The sequence below is a fragment of the Pseudomonas farris genome (assembly GCF_019145235.1).
Taxonomy (GTDB): domain Bacteria; phylum Pseudomonadota; class Gammaproteobacteria; order Pseudomonadales; family Pseudomonadaceae; genus Aquipseudomonas; species Aquipseudomonas farris.
Map to the genome: position 1 here is coordinate 208,659 of NZ_JAHSTV010000001.1, position 17,460 is coordinate 226,118.

Here is a 17,460-nt window from a genome sequence, read left to right on the forward strand (position 1 = left end):
CGCCGAACAATAAAAAATGTGGGAGCGGGCTTGTGTGGCGAGGGGGCTTGCCCCCGTTCGGCTGCGAAGCAGTCGTAAATCCAGACAACTCGGTCTGTCTGGACGGGCGCCGGGGGCCGCTTCGCGACCCAACGGGGGCAAGCTCCCTCGCCACACAAGCCCGCTCTCACACGCTCCGCACCATCGCAGCCTAAAACTTTAAAACGCCGTAACCCCACCATCCACCGCCAGCGAATGACCGGTGGTGAATGCCGCGCCATCGCTGCACAGGTAGAGCACCGCGCTGGCAATTTCTTCGACTTTGCCAATACGCCCGACCGGGTGCATGGCGTTGGCGAACTCGCCCTTTTTCGGGTCCGCTTCATAGGCTCGACGGAACATATCGGTGTCGATCACCGCAGGACACACGGCATTCACGCGAATCTTTTTCTTGGCGTATTCGATGGCCGCCGATTTGGTCAGGCCGATCACCGCGTGTTTCGAGGCAGCGTAGATGCTCATCTTCGGCGCAGCGCCCAGGCCGGCGACCGAAGCGGTGTTGACGATCGCGCCGCCGCCCTGGGCCAGCAGCAACGGCAACTGATACTTCATGCACAACCAGACGCCTTTGACGTTGACGCCCATGATCGCGTCGAACTCATCGATCGTGCCGTCGGCCAGTTTGCCCTTCTCGATTTCGATACCAGCGTTGTTGAAGGCATAGTCGAGACGCCCGTAGGTATTCACGACCTCGTCCATCAGATTTTTTACATCGCCTTCCAGAGTGACGTTGCAGCGCACGAAGGTCGCTTCACCGCCCGCGGTGCGAATCAGCGCCACAGTGCCTTCACCACCGGCCGCGTCCAGATCGGCCACCACCACTTTCAAACCTTCAGCGGCAAACGCCAAAGCGGTCGCGCGGCCAATACCATTGGCCGCGCCTGTCACAACGGCGACCTGGCCGGAAAACGTCATGCTCATTGTTATGTCCTCGGAGGGAAGAATGCGGGGGATCGCGTGTGCCCAGTCTAGTCACAGGGGCGTATGGCACGGCAGCACTATCAGAAGGCCGGTTGGGCACCCATGAGTTGCAGTGATAGAACGGGCGCCCTGACTATCACTGCACTGGATCGATGTGCATTCGCAGTGTCAGCCAACCTTGCAGCATCGCCAATGAAGGTCTATCAACAAGACTTCATTCATCTTGAGTGCCTGTCATGACTACCCAGACCAATCGCCAGTTCCTGCTTGCCAAACGCCCCGTGGGGGCAGCCACCCGTGAGACGTTCACGTATCAAGAAGTTCCGGTCGGCGAGCCGGCGGCGGGTCAGATCCTGGTCAAGAATGAATACCTGTCCCTGGACCCGGCCATGCGTGGCTGGATGAACGAGGGCAAGTCCTACATCCCTCCGGTCGGCATTGGCGAAGTCATGCGTGCATTGGGTGTAGGCAAAGTCATCGCCTCGAACAATCCGGGTTTCGCCGTGGGGGACTACGTCAACGGCGCCCTCGGTGTGCAGGATTACTTCCTCGGCGAGCCGCGAGGTTTCTATAAAGTCGATCCGACACTGGCACCGCTGCCGCGCTATTTATCCGCGCTGGGCATGACCGGGATGACCGCCTACTTCGCCCTGCTCGATGTCGGCGCGCCGAAAGCCGGCGACACCGTAGTGTTGTCGGGCGCGGCCGGTGCGGTGGGCAGCATTGCCGGGCAGATTGCCAAGATCAAAGGTTGCCGGGTAATCGGCATCGCCGGCGGCGCGGATAAGTGCAAGTTCCTGATCGACGAGCTGGGTTTTGACGGTGCCATCGACTACAAAAACGAAGACGTGCAGGCCGGCCTGAAGCGCGAATGCCCGAAAGGCGTCGACGTGTATTTCGATAACGTCGGCGGCGATATTCTCGATGCCGTGCTGAGCCGCCTGAACATGAAGGCGCGGGTGGTGATTTGCGGCGCCATCAGCCAGTACAACAACAAGGAAGCGGTCAAAGGCCCGGCCAACTACCTGTCGTTGCTGGTCAACCGCGCGCGGATGGAAGGCTTTGTGGTGATGGATTACGCCGCACAGTTCGCCGCTGCCGGGCAGGAAATGGCCGGCTGGATGGCCAAGGGGCAGCTCAAGAGCAAGGAAGATATTGTCGAAGGACTGGAAACATTCCCGGAGACGCTGATGAAATTGTTCAGCGGCGAGAATTTCGGGAAGTTGGTGTTGAAGGTTTAACCCGATATCTGAAACGACCACAAACAAATGTGGGAGCGGGCTTGCTCGCGAAAGCGGTGTGTCAGTCAACGATGATGTCGACTGATATGCCGCCTTCGCGAGCAAGCCCGCTCCCACATTTGGATCTGTGGCGATTGTTTAAGCGAGTTCGGCCACTACCGCCGCCAACGCCTTCGCCGGATCCGCCGCCTGGCTGATCGGACGGCCGATCACCAGGTAATCGGAACCAGCCTCTAGCGCCTGACGCGGGGTCAGGATGCGGCGTTGATCGTCCTGGGCGCTGCCCGCCGGACGAATCCCCGGGGTCACCAGTTGCAACGACGGGTGAGCGGTTTTCAGGGCCCGGGCTTCCAGGGCCGAGCAGACCAGACCGTCCAGCCCGGCTTTTTCCGCCAGCGCGGCCAGGCGCAGCACCTGCTCCTGTGGCTCGATGTCCAGACCGATACCCGCCAGGTCCTCACGTTCCATGCTGGTCAGCACGGTCACGCCGATCAGCAGCGGTTTCGGGCCGCTGCGCTGATCGAGCACTTCACGGCAGGCAGCCATCATGCGCAGACCACCGGAGCAGTGCACGTTGACCATCCACACGCCCATTTCCGCGGCGGCCTTGACGGCCATGGCGGTGGTGTTCGGAATGTCGTGGAATTTGAGGTCCAGGAACACTTCAAAACCCTTGTCGCGCAGGGTGCCGACGATTTCCGAGGCGCAACTGGTGAACAGTTCTTTACCGACTTTGACCCGGCACAGCTTCGGGTCCAATTGATCGGCCAGCTTCAGTGCGGCGTCACGGGTAGGGAAATCCAGGGCGACGATAATAGGCGTCTGGCAGGCGGACATGAGTGGGCTCTCAGGCAAGTCGAAATCGGCGCGCATTGTAGCGGAACCAGCGCCGCTGCGGGACCCGATGATCGGTAATTCGTCGTCGCGGTTAATACAAGACTAGCTACTGCAGCAATTGTGTCGAGTTCGGTACACACACGACACGCCCACAACACCCTTCAACGCTACCCTCGGCAGCCGCAACAGGTCCTACAGCACTTCCCGCCTCACGGCCGGACGCCTATGCTGAAGCCACAACCTCGCAGCCTATCTTTGTGGTTGGCAGCCTATCTGGCAGATGAACGCACGCATGCACAACTCCCCAGCACCCCAGAACGACGATCAAAAAGCGCCGGCCGACGATAAACGCTGGAGCATTCGCGCCCTGATCGTAGACGATGACGTCCCGATCCGTGAATTAATGATCGACTACCTGGCCCGGTTCAGTATCCACGCCAGCGGCGTCACCGATGGCGCCGCCATGCGTCAGGCCCTGCAAGCCGAGCATTTCGACGTGGTGGTGCTCGACCTGATGCTGCCGGGCGAAGACGGTTTGTCGCTGTGCCGCTGGTTGCGCGCCGAATCGGACATCCCGATCCTGATGCTCACCGCCCGTTGCGAACCCACCGACCGGATCATCGGCCTGGAACTGGGCGCCGACGACTACATGGCCAAGCCATTCGAGCCGCGGGAGCTGGTCGCACGGATTCAGACCATTCTGCGTCGGGTGCGCGACGACCGCACCGAACAGCGTGCGAATATTCGCTTCGACACCTGGCGCCTCAACAGTGTGCTGCGCCAGTTGATCGCCGCCGATGGCCTGGTGGTGCCGTTGTCCAACGCCGAATTCCGTTTGCTCTGGGTGTTCATCGAACGTCCGCGCCGGGTACTCAGCCGCGAACAACTGCTGGACGCCGCCCGTGGTCGCTCGATCGAAGCCTTTGATCGCAGCATCGACTTGCTGGTGTCGCGCCTGCGCCAGAAACTCGGTGATGACCCGAAAGCACCACAGTTGATCAAGACTGTTCGCGGCGAGGGTTATCTGTTCGACGCACGAGACATCGGCTGATGCGTGCGCGCTTCGATACGCTGTTCGGCCGCCTGTTTGGCGTGCTGCTGCTGGCGATCGTACTGGCGCATTTGTTGGCGTTCTTCTGGTTCAAGCATTACGGTCCACCGCCTCCCCCTCCGCCGCCGTCGGAATTTTCCGAGCGCTTCGACGGACAACGCCCACCACCGGACCCGCGCTTCGGCAACCGGCCACCACGGCCGTGGTTCGGCGGGCCGCTGGTGCCGCTGACCTTTCAGTTTGTCTCGCTGATCATCGCCGCCTGGTACGGCGCCAAGCTGCTGACCCGTCCGATTCAACGCCTGAGCGACGCCGCCGAGCGCCTGAGTGAAAATCTCGACAGTCCACCGCTGGATGAGTCCGGCCCACGGGAAGCGCGGCAAGCGGCCCACACCTTCAATTTGATGCAGCAACGCATTCTGCAGCAAGTGCAGCAACGCTCACGGATGCTTGGCGCGGTGTCCCATGACCTGCGCACGCCGCTGTCGCGACTCAAGCTACGGCTGGAGCAGATCGATGACGACAAGCTGCAAGGCCAGATGCGTCAGGACCTGGACGACATGATCAGCATGCTCGATTCCACCCTCACCTACCTGCACGAACAACGCACCAGCGAGGCGCCACAGTGGATGGACGTGCAGGCGCTGGTGGAATCCCTGAGCGAAAACGCCCAGGACCAGGGCTCCAATGTCCAGGCCTGCGGCCATTGCGCCCCGTTGCAGGTTCAGCCGATGGCCTTGCGCTCGTGCATCAATAACCTGCTGGACAACGCCCTGCGTTATGCCGGGGACGCGCTGATCACGCTTGAGGACAGCCGCGAGGAGCTGGTGATCCGGGTCATCGATCATGGCCCGGGTATCGCAGCGGATAAACGTGAAGCGGTGTTCGAACCGTTCTTTCGCCTGGAAGGTTCACGTAATCGCAACTCCGGCGGCGTCGGCCTGGGCATGACCATCGCCCGGGAAGCAGCGGAGCGTTTGGGTGGGCAGTTGAGCCTGGAAGAAACTTCCGGTGGTGGTTTAACCGCAGTCATCCGCCTGCCCCGCCTCTAAGCCACACCCCCATCCAATGTGGGAGCGGGCTTGCTCGCGAAGACGGCAGTCCAGTCAACATTGATGTCGCCTGACACACCGCTTTCGTGAGCAAGCCCGCTCCCACAGGATCGTAGGCTGGCCTGATATTTGTGTTTGTGTACCGGACGGTACAAACCCCACATACCCACGACAACTCACCCCTTGAGGCTGCATAAGCCGGTGCACTCACCGGTTTCCCATTCCAAGGAGTGAGCACAATGATCGGTAGCGTCAGTAACTACACGAGCTATACCAGCACCAGCAGCACCTCCACCAACAGTGCCCGCAGCCAGCAATTCCAGAAAGAACTGCTCGCCAAACTCGACAGCAACAGCGACGGTGCGGTGGATCAGGACGAGCTCACGAGCGCCCTGTCGCAGAAAACCGATGACGGTCTGCTGGTCAGCCTGAGCAAGACCTTCAGCGATCTGGACAGCGACGAAAGCGGCAGCCTGAGCAGCGAGGAAATGGCCGCGATGGCCCCTCCGCCGCCACCGCGCGATCAGGCGCCGAGCACCGAACTGGCCGATGCGCTGATCAGCGCTCTGGACACTGACGGTGACGGCGCCATCAGCAGCGATGAACTGAGCAACGGCCTGACCAGCGCCGGCAGCACGGCCGACAGCGCTGCATTGCCCAAGATCCTGGATAGCGACAGCAGCGGTGGCGTCAGCAGCGATGAACTGAAAGCCGCCCTGCAAGCCGGTCGCGAGCAGAACACTGACAGCTCCACCAATCAGTTCAACGTGACCGAAGCCCTGAACAAAATGATCGCCAACCTGAGCAAACAGTACTCGCTCGACAATGTGGCGACCGTGGGCAAATACCTGAACGAGGCGACCTGAGTCAAAAGCTTCGCGGGCAAGACGGATCGCCGCACCGCTCGCTCCTACGGCTGTACGTGACAAACCCGCCATCCCCTTTCACCGGGATGGCGGGTTTTGTACTTTCAGATCACACGGTATCCACCTTCAACGAATGATCATTGAGCATGCCGCTGATGATCGTCGCGGTATCGTGACCGCCGGCAATCACCCCATCCGCCCCCGGCGTGACGCCGTAGTGGCTGGCCAGGTTTACGCCCGCCAAGTCGATGGTCTGGTTCGGCGTGGCGCCGGCCATGGCGCTGACGTCGATGCTGGTAATCACCGATGCACCACTGCCGCTGACAGTGAAGTGCAGGTAGTCATCCAGCGAAGCCGCGGTGCCGTTTTCGCCTTGCAGCAGTTGCGACAGGTCGAGTTTGTCGGTGCCTGGGGTGAAGTCGGTGATGACGTCGTGGCCGCTGTTGCCTTTGAGCCACTGGAAGGTGTCGGCGCCGCTGCCGCCGGTGAGGGTGTTGTTACCGAGGCCGCCGATGAGGAAGTCGTCACCGCCCCCGCCGTTGAGCACATCGTTGCCCAAACCGCCGTTGATGATGTTGCTGTTGTTGTCGCCCATGAGGCTGTCGTTAAAGTTTGAGCCGGTGAGGTTTTCGATGCCGGTCAGGGTGTCGGTGCCCGCGCCAAGGGTGTTTTGCGCGGTAGGCAGGCTCAGGTTGGCGGTGACGCCGGCGGTGGCGTGCGCATAGCTCGCGGTGTCATTGCCGGTGCCGCCGTCGAGCAGGTCGTTGCCCGCGCCGCTGAACAGCAAGTCGTTGCCGGCGCCGCCATGCATCTCGTTGTTGCCGGAACCGGCGGTGAGCACATCATTGCCGTCGCCGGCATTGATGAGGTTGTTGCCAGCGCCCGCCACCAGTACGTCGTCCCCAGAAGTGCCGGTCAGCGTATGGCCATCCTGATAGCTGATGGTCACATTGGCCGAGTCGCTGCCGCCGTGGTTGTCGTTGGCGGTGTAGGTGCCGTGAAAGTCCGGCGTGGCATCGTGGGCTCCAGCGTAGTTGACGGTCATGGTCAGCTGGTAGTTTTCCGCCCCCTTCCCGCTGTTGCCCGGGCCACCGTCGTCGATGTTGGTGATGTGGATCTGGTACGTGCCGTCCGCTGTGGCGGTGATGGTCTGGCCGTCGGCGATGGCAGTGAAAGCACCGCCGTTGACCGAGTACTCCATCGTGACGTGGCCGGCCGCCAGGTTGTGGTCCAGGTTGAGGGTTTCACCTTGTTTGAGGGTGACGGTGATCCGGTCTTCATCATTGGTATTGTTGGCGCTGACCGCCCCGAGCGCCCCGCTGACCACCAACATCGCCGTCATGGCGGCTGTGTTGGCGACGAATGCGCTGCGGGCGATGGTCACTGCCTGGGTGTTATTGGCGGTGAAACTGAAGTTCGGATTGGTGCCGGTAAAGTCCCCGCCCCTGGCCGTCCAGCCAGTGTTGAAGGTGGTCGGCGATGCCGTGAGCGTGTCGCCATTGACGTCGCTGTCGTTGGCCAGCAGCAGTTCGCCCGGCAGCACAATGCTGCCCGACAGAATGTTGGTGATGACATGGTCATCGACCGCCACCGGTGGCGTGTTCGGAATCACGTTGATCACCAGCGTGGAGCTGGCCAGGTCGCCGTCGTTGTCGCTGACGGTGAAGCCGATGTTTTCGGTGATCACCGCGGCCGTGGTTTTCTGCGAGAGGTAGGTGTACTCGCCGGTATCGAGGTTCACCACCAGGGTGCCGCTGTCATTGGTGGCGATGCTCAGGGTGTTGTTGGCGGTGTTGAAGGTGCCGTGGTTGGCGCCGCCGCTGAAGCTCAGCGAACCCTGATTGCTGTTGGCTTTCGGATCATAGGTATAAGTGGTGCCGTCGATCGTGATGGATTTGATGAAGCCACCATCGGCGCCAAATGTACCGCCCTCGCCCAGCAGCGAACCGGTGACCGGCGCGCCTTGCACGGTGCCCGAGAGTACCGAGTTGAGCTGATTGAGGTCGGTCACTATCACGGCGTCGGTGTCGGTGTGCGTGCTGCCGTCATAGGCCACTGGATCGAGGCTGGCGTTACTGACGCCACTGCCCAGGCCGATGGCGTAGTTCTTGATGTCATTGGCGTCGAGGAAGGCTTTGAGCGCGGCCTCGTCCGCGGGGCCGATGTCGCCTTCGTTGGGTTTGCCATCGGAGAAGAAGTAGCCGACGTTCTGCGCCCCGGTGAGTTTGCCCGAAGTGTTGAACGCGGTTTGCATGGTCGCCACGGCCGCGTCGTAGTTGGTCCCGCCGCCCGCCGTCAGCGTAGCGATGATCAACTTGGCGGTCGCCACATCGACCCACACCGAAGTCTCGTCCGTGGCGCTGCTGCTGAAGGTGACGATCTGCACTTTCACATCGCCGAGGTCGTCATACTTGTCGAGCAATGCGCTGATCGCCTGCTTGGCCAGGTCCAGCCGCGACAGACCCGACACACCGGAAGGGTCGACCATGCTCCCGGACACATCGATCACCAGCAGTAGGTTGGAGTCGATCTGCACCGCGGGCACCGAGCGGTCCGAGGCAACGGCTTTGGGTACGTCATCGACGATGCTGACCACAAGGGTGCCGGTGGTGCTGTTACCCACCGAATCGGTGGCGGTGTAGGTGAAGCTTTCGTTCAGGGTGTTTGCGCCGTCGTTGGCGTTGGGCGAAGTTTTCGGCGCCGAGGTCAGGGTGTAGGTGTAGCTGCCGTCGGGGTTGAGCAGGATCTGCCCGTAGGTTCCGGTGGCACTGCCGACCAGGGTGTAAGTGATCGCACCGCTGGCGCCGGTGACCGCACCGACCAGCGTACCGGAGCCGGTTTCACCGGTGTTGCCCGGCTCGCTGCCAGTGACTGTGCCCGCTGCCAGATCCTGGCCGTCCCGGGTCAAATCCAGGGCTTTTTCGTAGACCGTCACGTCGGTATCGGTGACCGTTACGAGGCAGTTGTTGGACACGTCGATGGTTAGGGTCGTGGTGCTTTCATCGCCGTCGGCATCACGCACGGTATAGGTGAACACGTCCGTGGCGCCCGGCTCGCCAACCGAGTTGGGGTTGCTGTGGTACACGGCATTACCGTTGGCATCCAGAGTCAGGTAGCCGTAGGTGCCGTTGATTTGGCTGTTCAAGCCGCCGATGGCCGAAGTCGAGGTGTCGCTGCCGGCGCGCACACCGACCACTGCACCTCCCAATGCCGGGCCGTCAGCACCGAGCACATCGTTGTCCAGCACATTACCGCTGACAGTCCCGCCCTCTACCACCGCGACTGAATCGCAGTAAGCAGTCGGCACGTCATCGACGATGTTGATCACGATGGTGCTGGTGACGCTGTTGCCTAAAGAATCGGTAGCCTGATAGGTGAAACTTTCGCTCAGGGTGTTCGGTCCGTCGTTGGCGTTAGGCGTGGTCGCTGGTGCGGACGTCAAGGTGTAGGTGTAGCTGCCATCCGGGTTGAGCAGGATTTGCCCATAAGTCCCAGTGGTGCTACCGACCAACGTATAAGTGATTGCGCCAATAGCGCCAGTGATGGAGCCGACCAGCGTGCCGGAGGCGGTTTCGCCGGTGTTGCCAGGCTCGCTGCCGGTGACGGTGCCTGCTGCCAGGTCTTGGCCATCCTTGGTCAAATCCAGCGCTTTTTCGTGAACCGTCACGTCGTTATCAGGGACCACTACGAGGGAGCAGTCGGCCACGTTGATGGTAATGGTCGTGGTGCTTTCATCGCCGTCGGCATCGCGCACGGTGTAGGTAAACACATCCGTGGCGCCCGGCGCGCTGACCGAATTCGGATTGCTGTGGTACACGGTGTTGCCATTGGCATCCAGGGTCAGATAGCCGTAGGTGCCGTTGATTTGCGTATTCAGACCGCCAATGGCAGACGTCGAAGTGTCGTTGCCGGCGCGCACGCCAACCACTGCACCACCCGATGCAGGGCCGTCAGCGCCGAGCACATCATTGCCCAACACATTACCGCTGACCGTTCCACCCTCCGCCACCGCGACCGCATCGGCATGAGCGGTGGGTACGTCATCGACGATGTTGATCACGATGGTACTGGTGACGCTGTTACCCAAGGGATCGGTGGCTTGATAGGTGAAACTTTCGCTCAGGGTATTCGGCCCGTCGTTGGCGTGGGGGGTGGTCGTTGGTGCAGAGGTCAGGGTGTAGGTGTAGCTGCCGTCGGGGTTGAGCACGATTTGCCCATAAGTCCCGGTGGCGCTGCCGACCAAGGTGTAAGTGATCGTGCCAGTGGTGCCAGTGACCGAACCGACCAGCGTACCGGAGCCGGTTTCACCGGTGTTGCCCGGCTCGCTGCCGGTGACCGTGCCTGCCGCCAGATCCTGGCCATCTTGGGTCAAATCCAGGGCTTTTTCGTTAACCGTCACGTCGCTATCGCTGGCCGCTACGAGGGTGCAGTCCGCCACGTTAATGGTGATGGTCGTGGTGCTTTCATCGCCGTCGGCATCACGCACGGTGTAGGTAAACACATCCGTGGCCCCCGGCGCGCTGACCGAGTTCGGGTTGCTGTGGTACACGGCGTTGCCGTTGGCATCCAGGGTCAGGTAGCCATAGGCGCCGTTGATTTGCGTATTCAGGCCACCGATGGCCGAAGTCGACGTGTCGCTGCCGGCGCGCACGCCAACCACCGCACCACTAAGTGCCGGGCCGTCGGCACCTCCGACGTCATTGTTCAGCACGTTGCCCGAGGCCGTTGCGCCTTCGGCTATCGTCGCTTGATCAGGGTTGGCGGTGGGCAAGTCATCGACGATGTTGACGTTGATCTGACCCAATGCCGTGCTGCCATCGACGTCGGTGGCGACGACGTTGAGGTTCTCGGTGATGCTATTGGTGCCGTCGGCGTTCGGGTGGGTTTCGTTATCCGTCAGGGTGTAGCTGTAGCTGACCACGCCGGTCGTGCTGTTGAAACCAGTGATGGTCAACGTATTGCCGAGCGCAGTGACGATCGACTGTGGAAAGCCTGCGGCCACGCCACCGGTGACTACCGCGATGCCGCCCACGGTCAGGGTTTGCAAACCGTCGAGGGCGGTAACGGTGAAGGTGCCGCTTTGAGTCAAGGCTGGCGTGTTGGGGCTGGTGCCGTCGCTGAGGTTTTTCTCATAAACGTTGAGTTCACCGCCGTTGACGTTCAGGCCATCGAGGGTCACTGGGTCATCGTTGTTCTGGATGTTCAGCACCAGCGTGGCGGTGCTGGTATCGCCATCGGAATCGGTGAGGGTGTAGACGAAATTCTCGGTAGCGTTGCCACCGCCGTTCAAGGCTTTGAAGTCGGCGTCGCTGGTGTTCAGGGTGTAGGTGTACGTGCCGTTGGGGTTGAGCACCAGCGTGCCGTACGTCCCGTTGAACGTGCCGCCGATGACCGGCCCGCTGTCGGAGCCGGTGGCAATGCGGTCAGCGCCCTGGATGTCGTTGGGCAGTACGCTGCCGGTCAGGGTCAGCAGGGTTTCCGAGGCGGTATTGGCGTTGCTGTCGTTCACGGCCTGGGGCAGGTCATCGACGATGTTCACATCGAGATTGCCGTTGGCGGTGGTGCCGTTGTCGTCCACCACGGTTACCGCGAACTGCTCGGAGATACTGTTGGCGCCGTTGGCATTCGGATGGGTTTCGTTATCGGTGAGGGTGTAGCTGTAACTGACCACGCCGGTCGTGCTGTCGAACCCGGTGATGGTCAGCGTGCTGCCGAGCGGGGTGACAATCGATTGCGGGAAACCTGCGGCCACACCACCAGTGACCACGGCGATGCCGCCGATGGTCAGGGTCTGCACGCCGTCCAGCGCAGTGAGGGTGAAGGTGCCGCTTTGGGTCAGCGCCGGTGCATCGGGGTTGCTGCCGTCCGAAAGGTTTTTCTCGTGGACAGTCAGCTCGCCGCCTTCGGCATTCAGCCCATCGATGATCACCGGATCATCGTTGTTGTGTATCTCCAACACCAGGTTCGCGGTGCTGGTATCGCCGTCGGCATCCGTCAGGGTGTAGGTGAAGGTTTCCGTGGCATTGCCACCACCGTTCAGGGCTTTGAAGTCGGCATCGCTGGTGTTCAGGGTGTAGGTGTATGTGCCGTTGGCGTTGAGTACCAGCGTGCCGTAAGTCCCGTTGAACGTGCCGCCGATGATCGGCCCGCTGTCGGGGCCGGTAGCTATGCGATCGGCGCCCTGGAGGTCGTTGGGCAGCACGCTGCCAGTCAGGGTTAGCAGGGTTTCCGAGGCGCTATTGGCATTGGTGTCGTCGATGGCTTTGGGCACATCGTCAGTGATGTTGACGTCCAGCGAACCGGTGGCGGTATCGCCGTTGCTGTCACTCGCGACGACGGTGAACTGTTCGCTGAGGTTGTTGGTGCCGTCGCCAGCCGAGTGGGTTTCGTTGCCGACCAGGGTGTAGCTGTAACTCACCACGCCGGTGGCCGGGTTGTAGCCGGTGATCGTCAGGGTGTTGCCCAGTTGAGTGGTGATCGATTGCGGAAAACCGGCGGGCACACCGCCGCTAATCACGTTGATTCCGCCGATGTTCAGGCTGGTCAGCCCGTCAGCCGCAATGATTGTGAAGGTGCCGTTTTGAATCAGCGCTCCGGGGTTGCTGGCCGAACCGTCCGCCAGGTGGGCTTCATTGAGGGTCAGTTCGCCTCCCGCCCCCGACAAGCCAATGAGGATGACCGGGTTGTTCAGCGCGCCGGTCCCACCTGCACCGCCTGCGCCGTTGTCGCCGTTGTCCGGGTCCCGGCGCTCCAGGGGGAATTCGGGAATGCCGTTGAAGCCCGCAGTAGGGAAACCAATGATGGGATCGACCCGACCCGCCACTTCCTCCAGCAACACAAAACTGTGACCGCCGCCCAATCCACCCGGCGCGCCCGAGGCGCCCGGCCCGGCGGCGGTGGCTTCACCGGTCTGAGTCGGGTCTGCACCGGCGGCAATAGCTTTTTGCAGTTGCTCGACATCGGTCAGTTGCGCCTGACTCGGCGTCACCGCCTCGGCGGTCTCCACGTGCGGGGCCTGATGCGCCAGTAACTGGGCTGTCATCTGCAGGCTGCTGTCACGCCCCAGAGTCAGCTCCTGGCCATTTTTCAATTGCACCGCCACCGCGCCTTCGGCCCCGGTGACCAGTTGCTCGCCGGCAAACAGCCGATCGCCCTCGACCAGGGTGCGTCGGGTGCCATCACCCGCCACTGCGTACACCTGACCGATGACCTTACTGACGATACCGATGAGCGTTGCCATGTGCATTTCCTCCGCTGCCAACAGCTGTCGGCATCCTGTTTGCGCGAAGAAGTTGCTCATGGTTCAAGCAGGTTGGCCTGGCGGATCGTTTGCCGAGAAAGCGTTTACCTGACGTAAACCACTGCCTCCCGACACTCTCGCCAGGCGTGTCGCTCGCAAGGGGAATTTCTGGATCGGGATAAAACCCTGTGCAATCAACGGCATCGGGGTCCACTTCCAAAATAACCGCCCTGCTAACGATGCGTAACGGTTTTGAATCACTCGAGTGACAAAAAATTGTCGCCTCTAAACCGTCTCGCTTCCCTCCCCTCCAGCACTTCTTCGCTCTGTGTCGAAAAGTGAATTGAACTTTCCTCAAGCCCTTCGATGCTCCTCAGAGCTCATAAACAAAGGCTTTCGCATTGAACAATGTGCTGGATTTTTCAGAGCGCATAAGTTTTTTTCGGCATAAGTCTTATGAGAAATCCTTCTTAGCTTCGCGTCAGGATGTTCTTAGCTCTGATGTAACAAGCGTGAGACGGTTTCACTTAAAAATAACGTCAAATATTTGGCGACTCACTAAGTACCATCAGGAATCAGGGAGAGGCATCCATGCGCGTTTTAACCCCCCTCTGCAGCGCGATTTTGCTGGCCATGGCCTGCACTTCTCAGGCTCAGGCGATGTCATTGACCGAGGCGATCCAGAGCACCATTGCGACCCACCCGGAACTGTCGTCGCGGGTCGATGCCCGGCTCTCGGCCGACGAGCAGATTAAAGTCGCCAAAGGGGGCTTCTATCCATCGGTGGATTTGAACGCCGGCTACGGGCGCGGGTACAGCGATAACACCACCACTCGGGCGCAGGGCAATCACCACACCGAAATCCTCACCTACACCCAGTCGGAACTGCGCCTGCGGCAGATGCTGTTCGACGGCTTCAACACCTCCAACGAGGTCGCGCGCACCAAAGGCGTGTCCAACTCGCGAGCCTATTACGCACAGGGCACCGCCCAGGATCTGGCCCTGCGCACCATCGAGGTGTACCTCGAAGTGCTCAAGCGCCGCGAACTGGTGACCCTGGCCAAGAACAACCTGCAAGCACACATGCGGGTCAACGATCAGATCGGCCTGCGCACCGAACGCGGAGTCGGCAGTAACGCCGACTCCGACCAATCCACCGCTCGCCGGGCGCTGGCGCAAAACAACCTCGACACCGCCGAAGTCGATCTGGCCGATGCCGAGACGAACTTCTACAGCGTCGTGGGGCGCATGCCCGATGAACTCGAAGCGCCGCCATCGACCCGCGGCGAATTGCCCGCCACCCTGCCGGAAGCCCAGCAGAGCATGGTGGAAAACAACCCGTACCTGAAATCCGCCCAGGCCGATGTGCAATCGGCCGAAAGCCAGTACGAAGTCTCCAAGTCGCCGTTTTACCCGCGTTTTGACGCTGAAGCGGCGGTGGGCGCGAATAACAATATTCAGGGCGACGAAGGCCACGACAACGAATGGCGAGTGGGTGTGGTGATGAACTACAACCTGTTCCGCGGTGGCAGCGACAAGGCCCGGCTGGCCTCCAATGCGCACCAGATCAACCAGGCGCTGGACATCCGCAACAACGCCCTGCGCCAACTCAACGAGAACATCCACCTGGCCTGGAACGCCATGCTCAACGCCAAGAAACAAACCCCGACTGCCCGTGAATACGCCGAAACCACCACCCGTGTGCGGGCCGCGTATCAGGATCAGTTCGGCCTTGGTCAACGGACCTTGCTCGACTTGCTCGACAGTGAAAACGAACTCTACAACGCCAACCGCCGCTACACCGAAGTGCGCTACACCGAGGAGTTTTCGATGTACCGCGTGCTGGCGAACATGGGTCAGTTGCTGAGCAAACAACGGGTGGTGCTGCCCGCCGATGCGATCGCCTCCACCGAAGTGAAAAACGAAGCTCGCTTGCCTGAACTGAAATGAAATAACCCCTGTAGGAGCAGCCTTCGGCAGCTCCTACAGGGAGATATGTAGATATTTATGCCAATTGCCGCAGCGCAACGGGAGCGATCAAGTGACCAGCATGGAACCCGGCAACATTGGCGTCGATCCGCGTCTGAGCTTCGATGACCCGCTTCTGGACGGTCTGTTGATCCTCTGCAAACTTCATGGCGCGACGGTCAGTCGCGCCAGCCTGAGTGCCGGGCTGCCAATGGCACACCAACGTTTGAGCCTGGACCTGCTGCCGCGCGCAGCGGCCCGGGCCAGTTTGCAGGCGCGTGTGTTGCGCCGTGAACTGGGGGAGATTTCCGCGCTCAACCTGCCTGTGATGCTGCTCCTCAACCATGGCCGCTGCGCGGTCTTGCGTCGCTTCGGCGATGACGGTCAGGCGCTGATTCTGCCGAGCGAAGCCGACGGCGGAGAACAATGGGTCAGCACGGACGAGCTGGCCGCCAACTACAGCGGTCAGGCGTTGTTCGCCCGGCCGCGGCATGAACTCGAAGACCTGCGCGCACCGCTGGTGCCACGAGTGGAAGCGTGGTTTCGCGACACGTTGAAGTTGTCGAAGTGGCTGTACAGCGATGCGATTCTGGCGAGTTTTCTGATCAACCTGCTGGGGCTGATGGTGCCGCTGTTCGTGATGCAGACCTACGACCGGGTGGTGCCGAACCAGGCCACTTCAACGTTGTGGGTGTTGTCGATCGGCTTGCTGATCGGCACCGGCTTCGAACTGGTGCTGCGGGTGGTTCGCGCGCACCTGCTGGACACCGCCGGGAAGAAAACCGACGTGATTCTTTCGGCGACCTTGTTTGAACGCATCACCGGCATGGCAATGAAAGCGCGACCAGCGACCATCGGTGGTTTCGCCCAGAGCATTCATGATTTTCAGGGCCTGCGGGAGTTTCTCACCGCCGTCACGCTGACCAGCCTGATCGACCTGCCCTTCGCAGTATTGATGCTGGTGGTGATCGGCTTGCTCGGTGGCTGGTTGGTGGTAATTCCGCTGTTGGCCTTCCCCATCACGATCATCTTTGCCATGGTGATTCAGGCACGTCTGCGCGACACCGTGCAGAAGAGTCTGAGCCTCGGCGCCGAACGCCAGGCCCTGCTGATCGAAACCCTCGGCGGTCTGGAAACCCTCAAGGCGTGCAGCGCCGAAAGCGAACGCCAACACAAATGGGAAAGCACCCACGGCGCCCTCACCCGCCTCGACAGCCATGCACGCAACCTCTCGGCGCTGGCCACCAACGGCACGCTGTTCATTCAGCAATTCTCCGGCATGGCGACCATCGTCGCCGGGGTCTACAGCATCATCGCCGGCAACCTCAGCGTTGGTGCGCTGGTGGCGACCTACATGCTCGGCAGCCGCGTGCTCGCGCCGCTGGGGCAAATCGCCGGACTGATCACCCGTTATCAACAAGCGCAACTGACCATGAAAAGCACCGATGCGCTGATGTCGTTGCCGCAAGAACGTGACGCCAAACAGCGGCCACTGGAGCGTACGCAACTGCAAGGCGCGCTCGACGTCAGCGGCGTGACGTTTCACTACAACGGCCAGAATGCTCCGGCCCTGGCCAACGTCAGCTTCAGCATGAAACCCGGCGAACGGATCGGCATCATCGGCCGCAGCGGTTCGGGCAAAAGCACATTGGCGCGGCTGGTGATGGGGTTCTATGCACCGGAGGAAGGCCAGTTGCTGCTCGATGGCCTGGACCTGCGGCAACTGGACGTCGCCGACCTGCGTCAACAGATCGGCTACGTCGCCCACGACCTGCCGCTGCTGGCCGGCAGCCTGCGCGACAACCTGACCCTCGGCGCGCGCTACATCAGCGATGCCCGGATGCTTGAAGTCGCCGAACTGACTGGCGTCACCGAACTGGCTCGCCAACATCCCCAGGGCTTCGACCGCCCGGTGGGCGAGCGTGGTCAGTTGTTGTCGGGCGGTCAACGCCAAGCGGTGTTGCTGGCGCGCGCCTTGTTGCTCGACCCGCCGATCATGCTGCTCGACGAACCCACCAGCGCAATGGACAACAGCAGCGAAGACGTCCTGCGGCAAAAACTCCACGGCTGGATTCAGGGCAAAACCCTGCTGCTGGTCACTCACCGCACGTCGATGCTCAGCCTGGTGGACCGGTTGGTGGTGCTGGACAACGGACGGATCGTCGCCGACGGCCCGAAAGAAGCGGTCATCGATGCGTTGCGCAAGGGCCGTGTCGGCTCTGCGACGGCTTAGGGGCACCCACTC

Annotated in this window: 9 protein-coding genes; 6 read left to right on the plus strand and 3 right to left on the minus strand. The window is 61.3% G+C overall.

All coding sequences use genetic code 11. From position 1 onward, the window contains the following. Nucleotides 1-198: 198 nt before the first annotated feature. The gene (locus tag KVG95_RS00965) at nt 199-960 is read right to left on the minus strand and encodes an SDR family oxidoreductase (RefSeq protein WP_217854199.1); all 762 of its coding nucleotides are present in this window, start codon (nt 958-960) and stop codon (nt 199-201) included. A 236-nt stretch (nt 961-1,196) separates the two neighbouring features. Here KVG95_RS00965 and KVG95_RS00970 point away from each other — a divergent pair, with 236 nt between their 5' ends. Beyond that, nucleotides 1,197-2,201, plus strand: coding sequence for an NADP-dependent oxidoreductase (locus KVG95_RS00970; protein ID WP_052964897.1), 1,005 nt, complete (start codon nt 1,197-1,199; stop codon nt 2,199-2,201). Between the two features lie 138 nt (nt 2,202-2,339). Here the strand turns inward: KVG95_RS00970 and pyrF are convergent, their stop codons facing one another. After that, nucleotides 2,340-3,038, minus strand: a complete 699-nt coding sequence (pyrF, locus tag KVG95_RS00975; protein ID WP_195840113.1) for an orotidine-5'-phosphate decarboxylase — start codon at nt 3,036-3,038, stop codon at nt 2,340-2,342. Nucleotides 3,039-3,330: 292 nt separating this feature from the next. Here pyrF and KVG95_RS00980 point away from each other — a divergent pair, with 292 nt between their 5' ends. The 3 genes from KVG95_RS00980 to xopAW all read left to right on the plus strand — a co-directional run bounded on the left by KVG95_RS00980 (nt 3,331) and on the right by xopAW (nt 6,007). Further along, entirely contained in the window at nt 3,331-4,089 is a 759-nt protein-coding gene (locus tag KVG95_RS00980) for a response regulator (RefSeq protein ID WP_052964899.1), read from the plus strand. Further along, a complete protein-coding gene (locus KVG95_RS00985; protein ID WP_217854200.1) occupies nt 4,089-5,141 on the plus strand; it encodes a sensor histidine kinase in 1,053 nt (350 codons plus the stop codon). Before KVG95_RS00980 ends, KVG95_RS00985 begins: the two co-directional genes overlap by 1 nt. Before the next feature lie 239 nt (nt 5,142-5,380). Beyond that, nucleotides 5,381-6,007, plus strand: a complete 627-nt coding sequence (xopAW, locus tag KVG95_RS00990) for a XopAW family type III secretion system calcium-binding effector (protein ID WP_217854201.1) — start codon at nt 5,381-5,383, stop codon at nt 6,005-6,007. Nucleotides 6,008-6,116: 109 nt separating this feature from the next. Here xopAW and KVG95_RS00995 read toward each other — a convergent pair whose 3' ends face one another. Next, nucleotides 6,117-13,247 carry a retention module-containing protein gene (locus tag KVG95_RS00995; protein WP_217854202.1) on the minus strand — a complete coding sequence of 2,377 codons (7,131 nt, stop codon included), beginning with the start codon at nt 13,245-13,247 and terminating at the stop codon, nt 6,117-6,119. A gap of 591 nt (nt 13,248-13,838) precedes the next feature. On the opposite strand from KVG95_RS00995, the gene KVG95_RS01000 reads away from it, so the two are divergent. Both KVG95_RS01000 and KVG95_RS01005 read left to right on the plus strand, forming a co-directional pair. Beyond that, nucleotides 13,839-15,197 carry a TolC family outer membrane protein gene (locus KVG95_RS01000; protein WP_123723029.1) on the plus strand — a complete coding sequence of 453 codons (1,359 nt, stop codon included), beginning with the start codon at nt 13,839-13,841 and terminating at the stop codon, nt 15,195-15,197. Between the two features lie 91 nt (nt 15,198-15,288). Next, nucleotides 15,289-17,448: a type I secretion system permease/ATPase gene (locus KVG95_RS01005; protein ID WP_217854203.1), complete on the plus strand. Its 2,160-nt coding sequence runs from the start codon at nt 15,289-15,291 to the stop codon at nt 17,446-17,448. Nucleotides 17,449-17,460 lie beyond the last annotated feature (12 nt).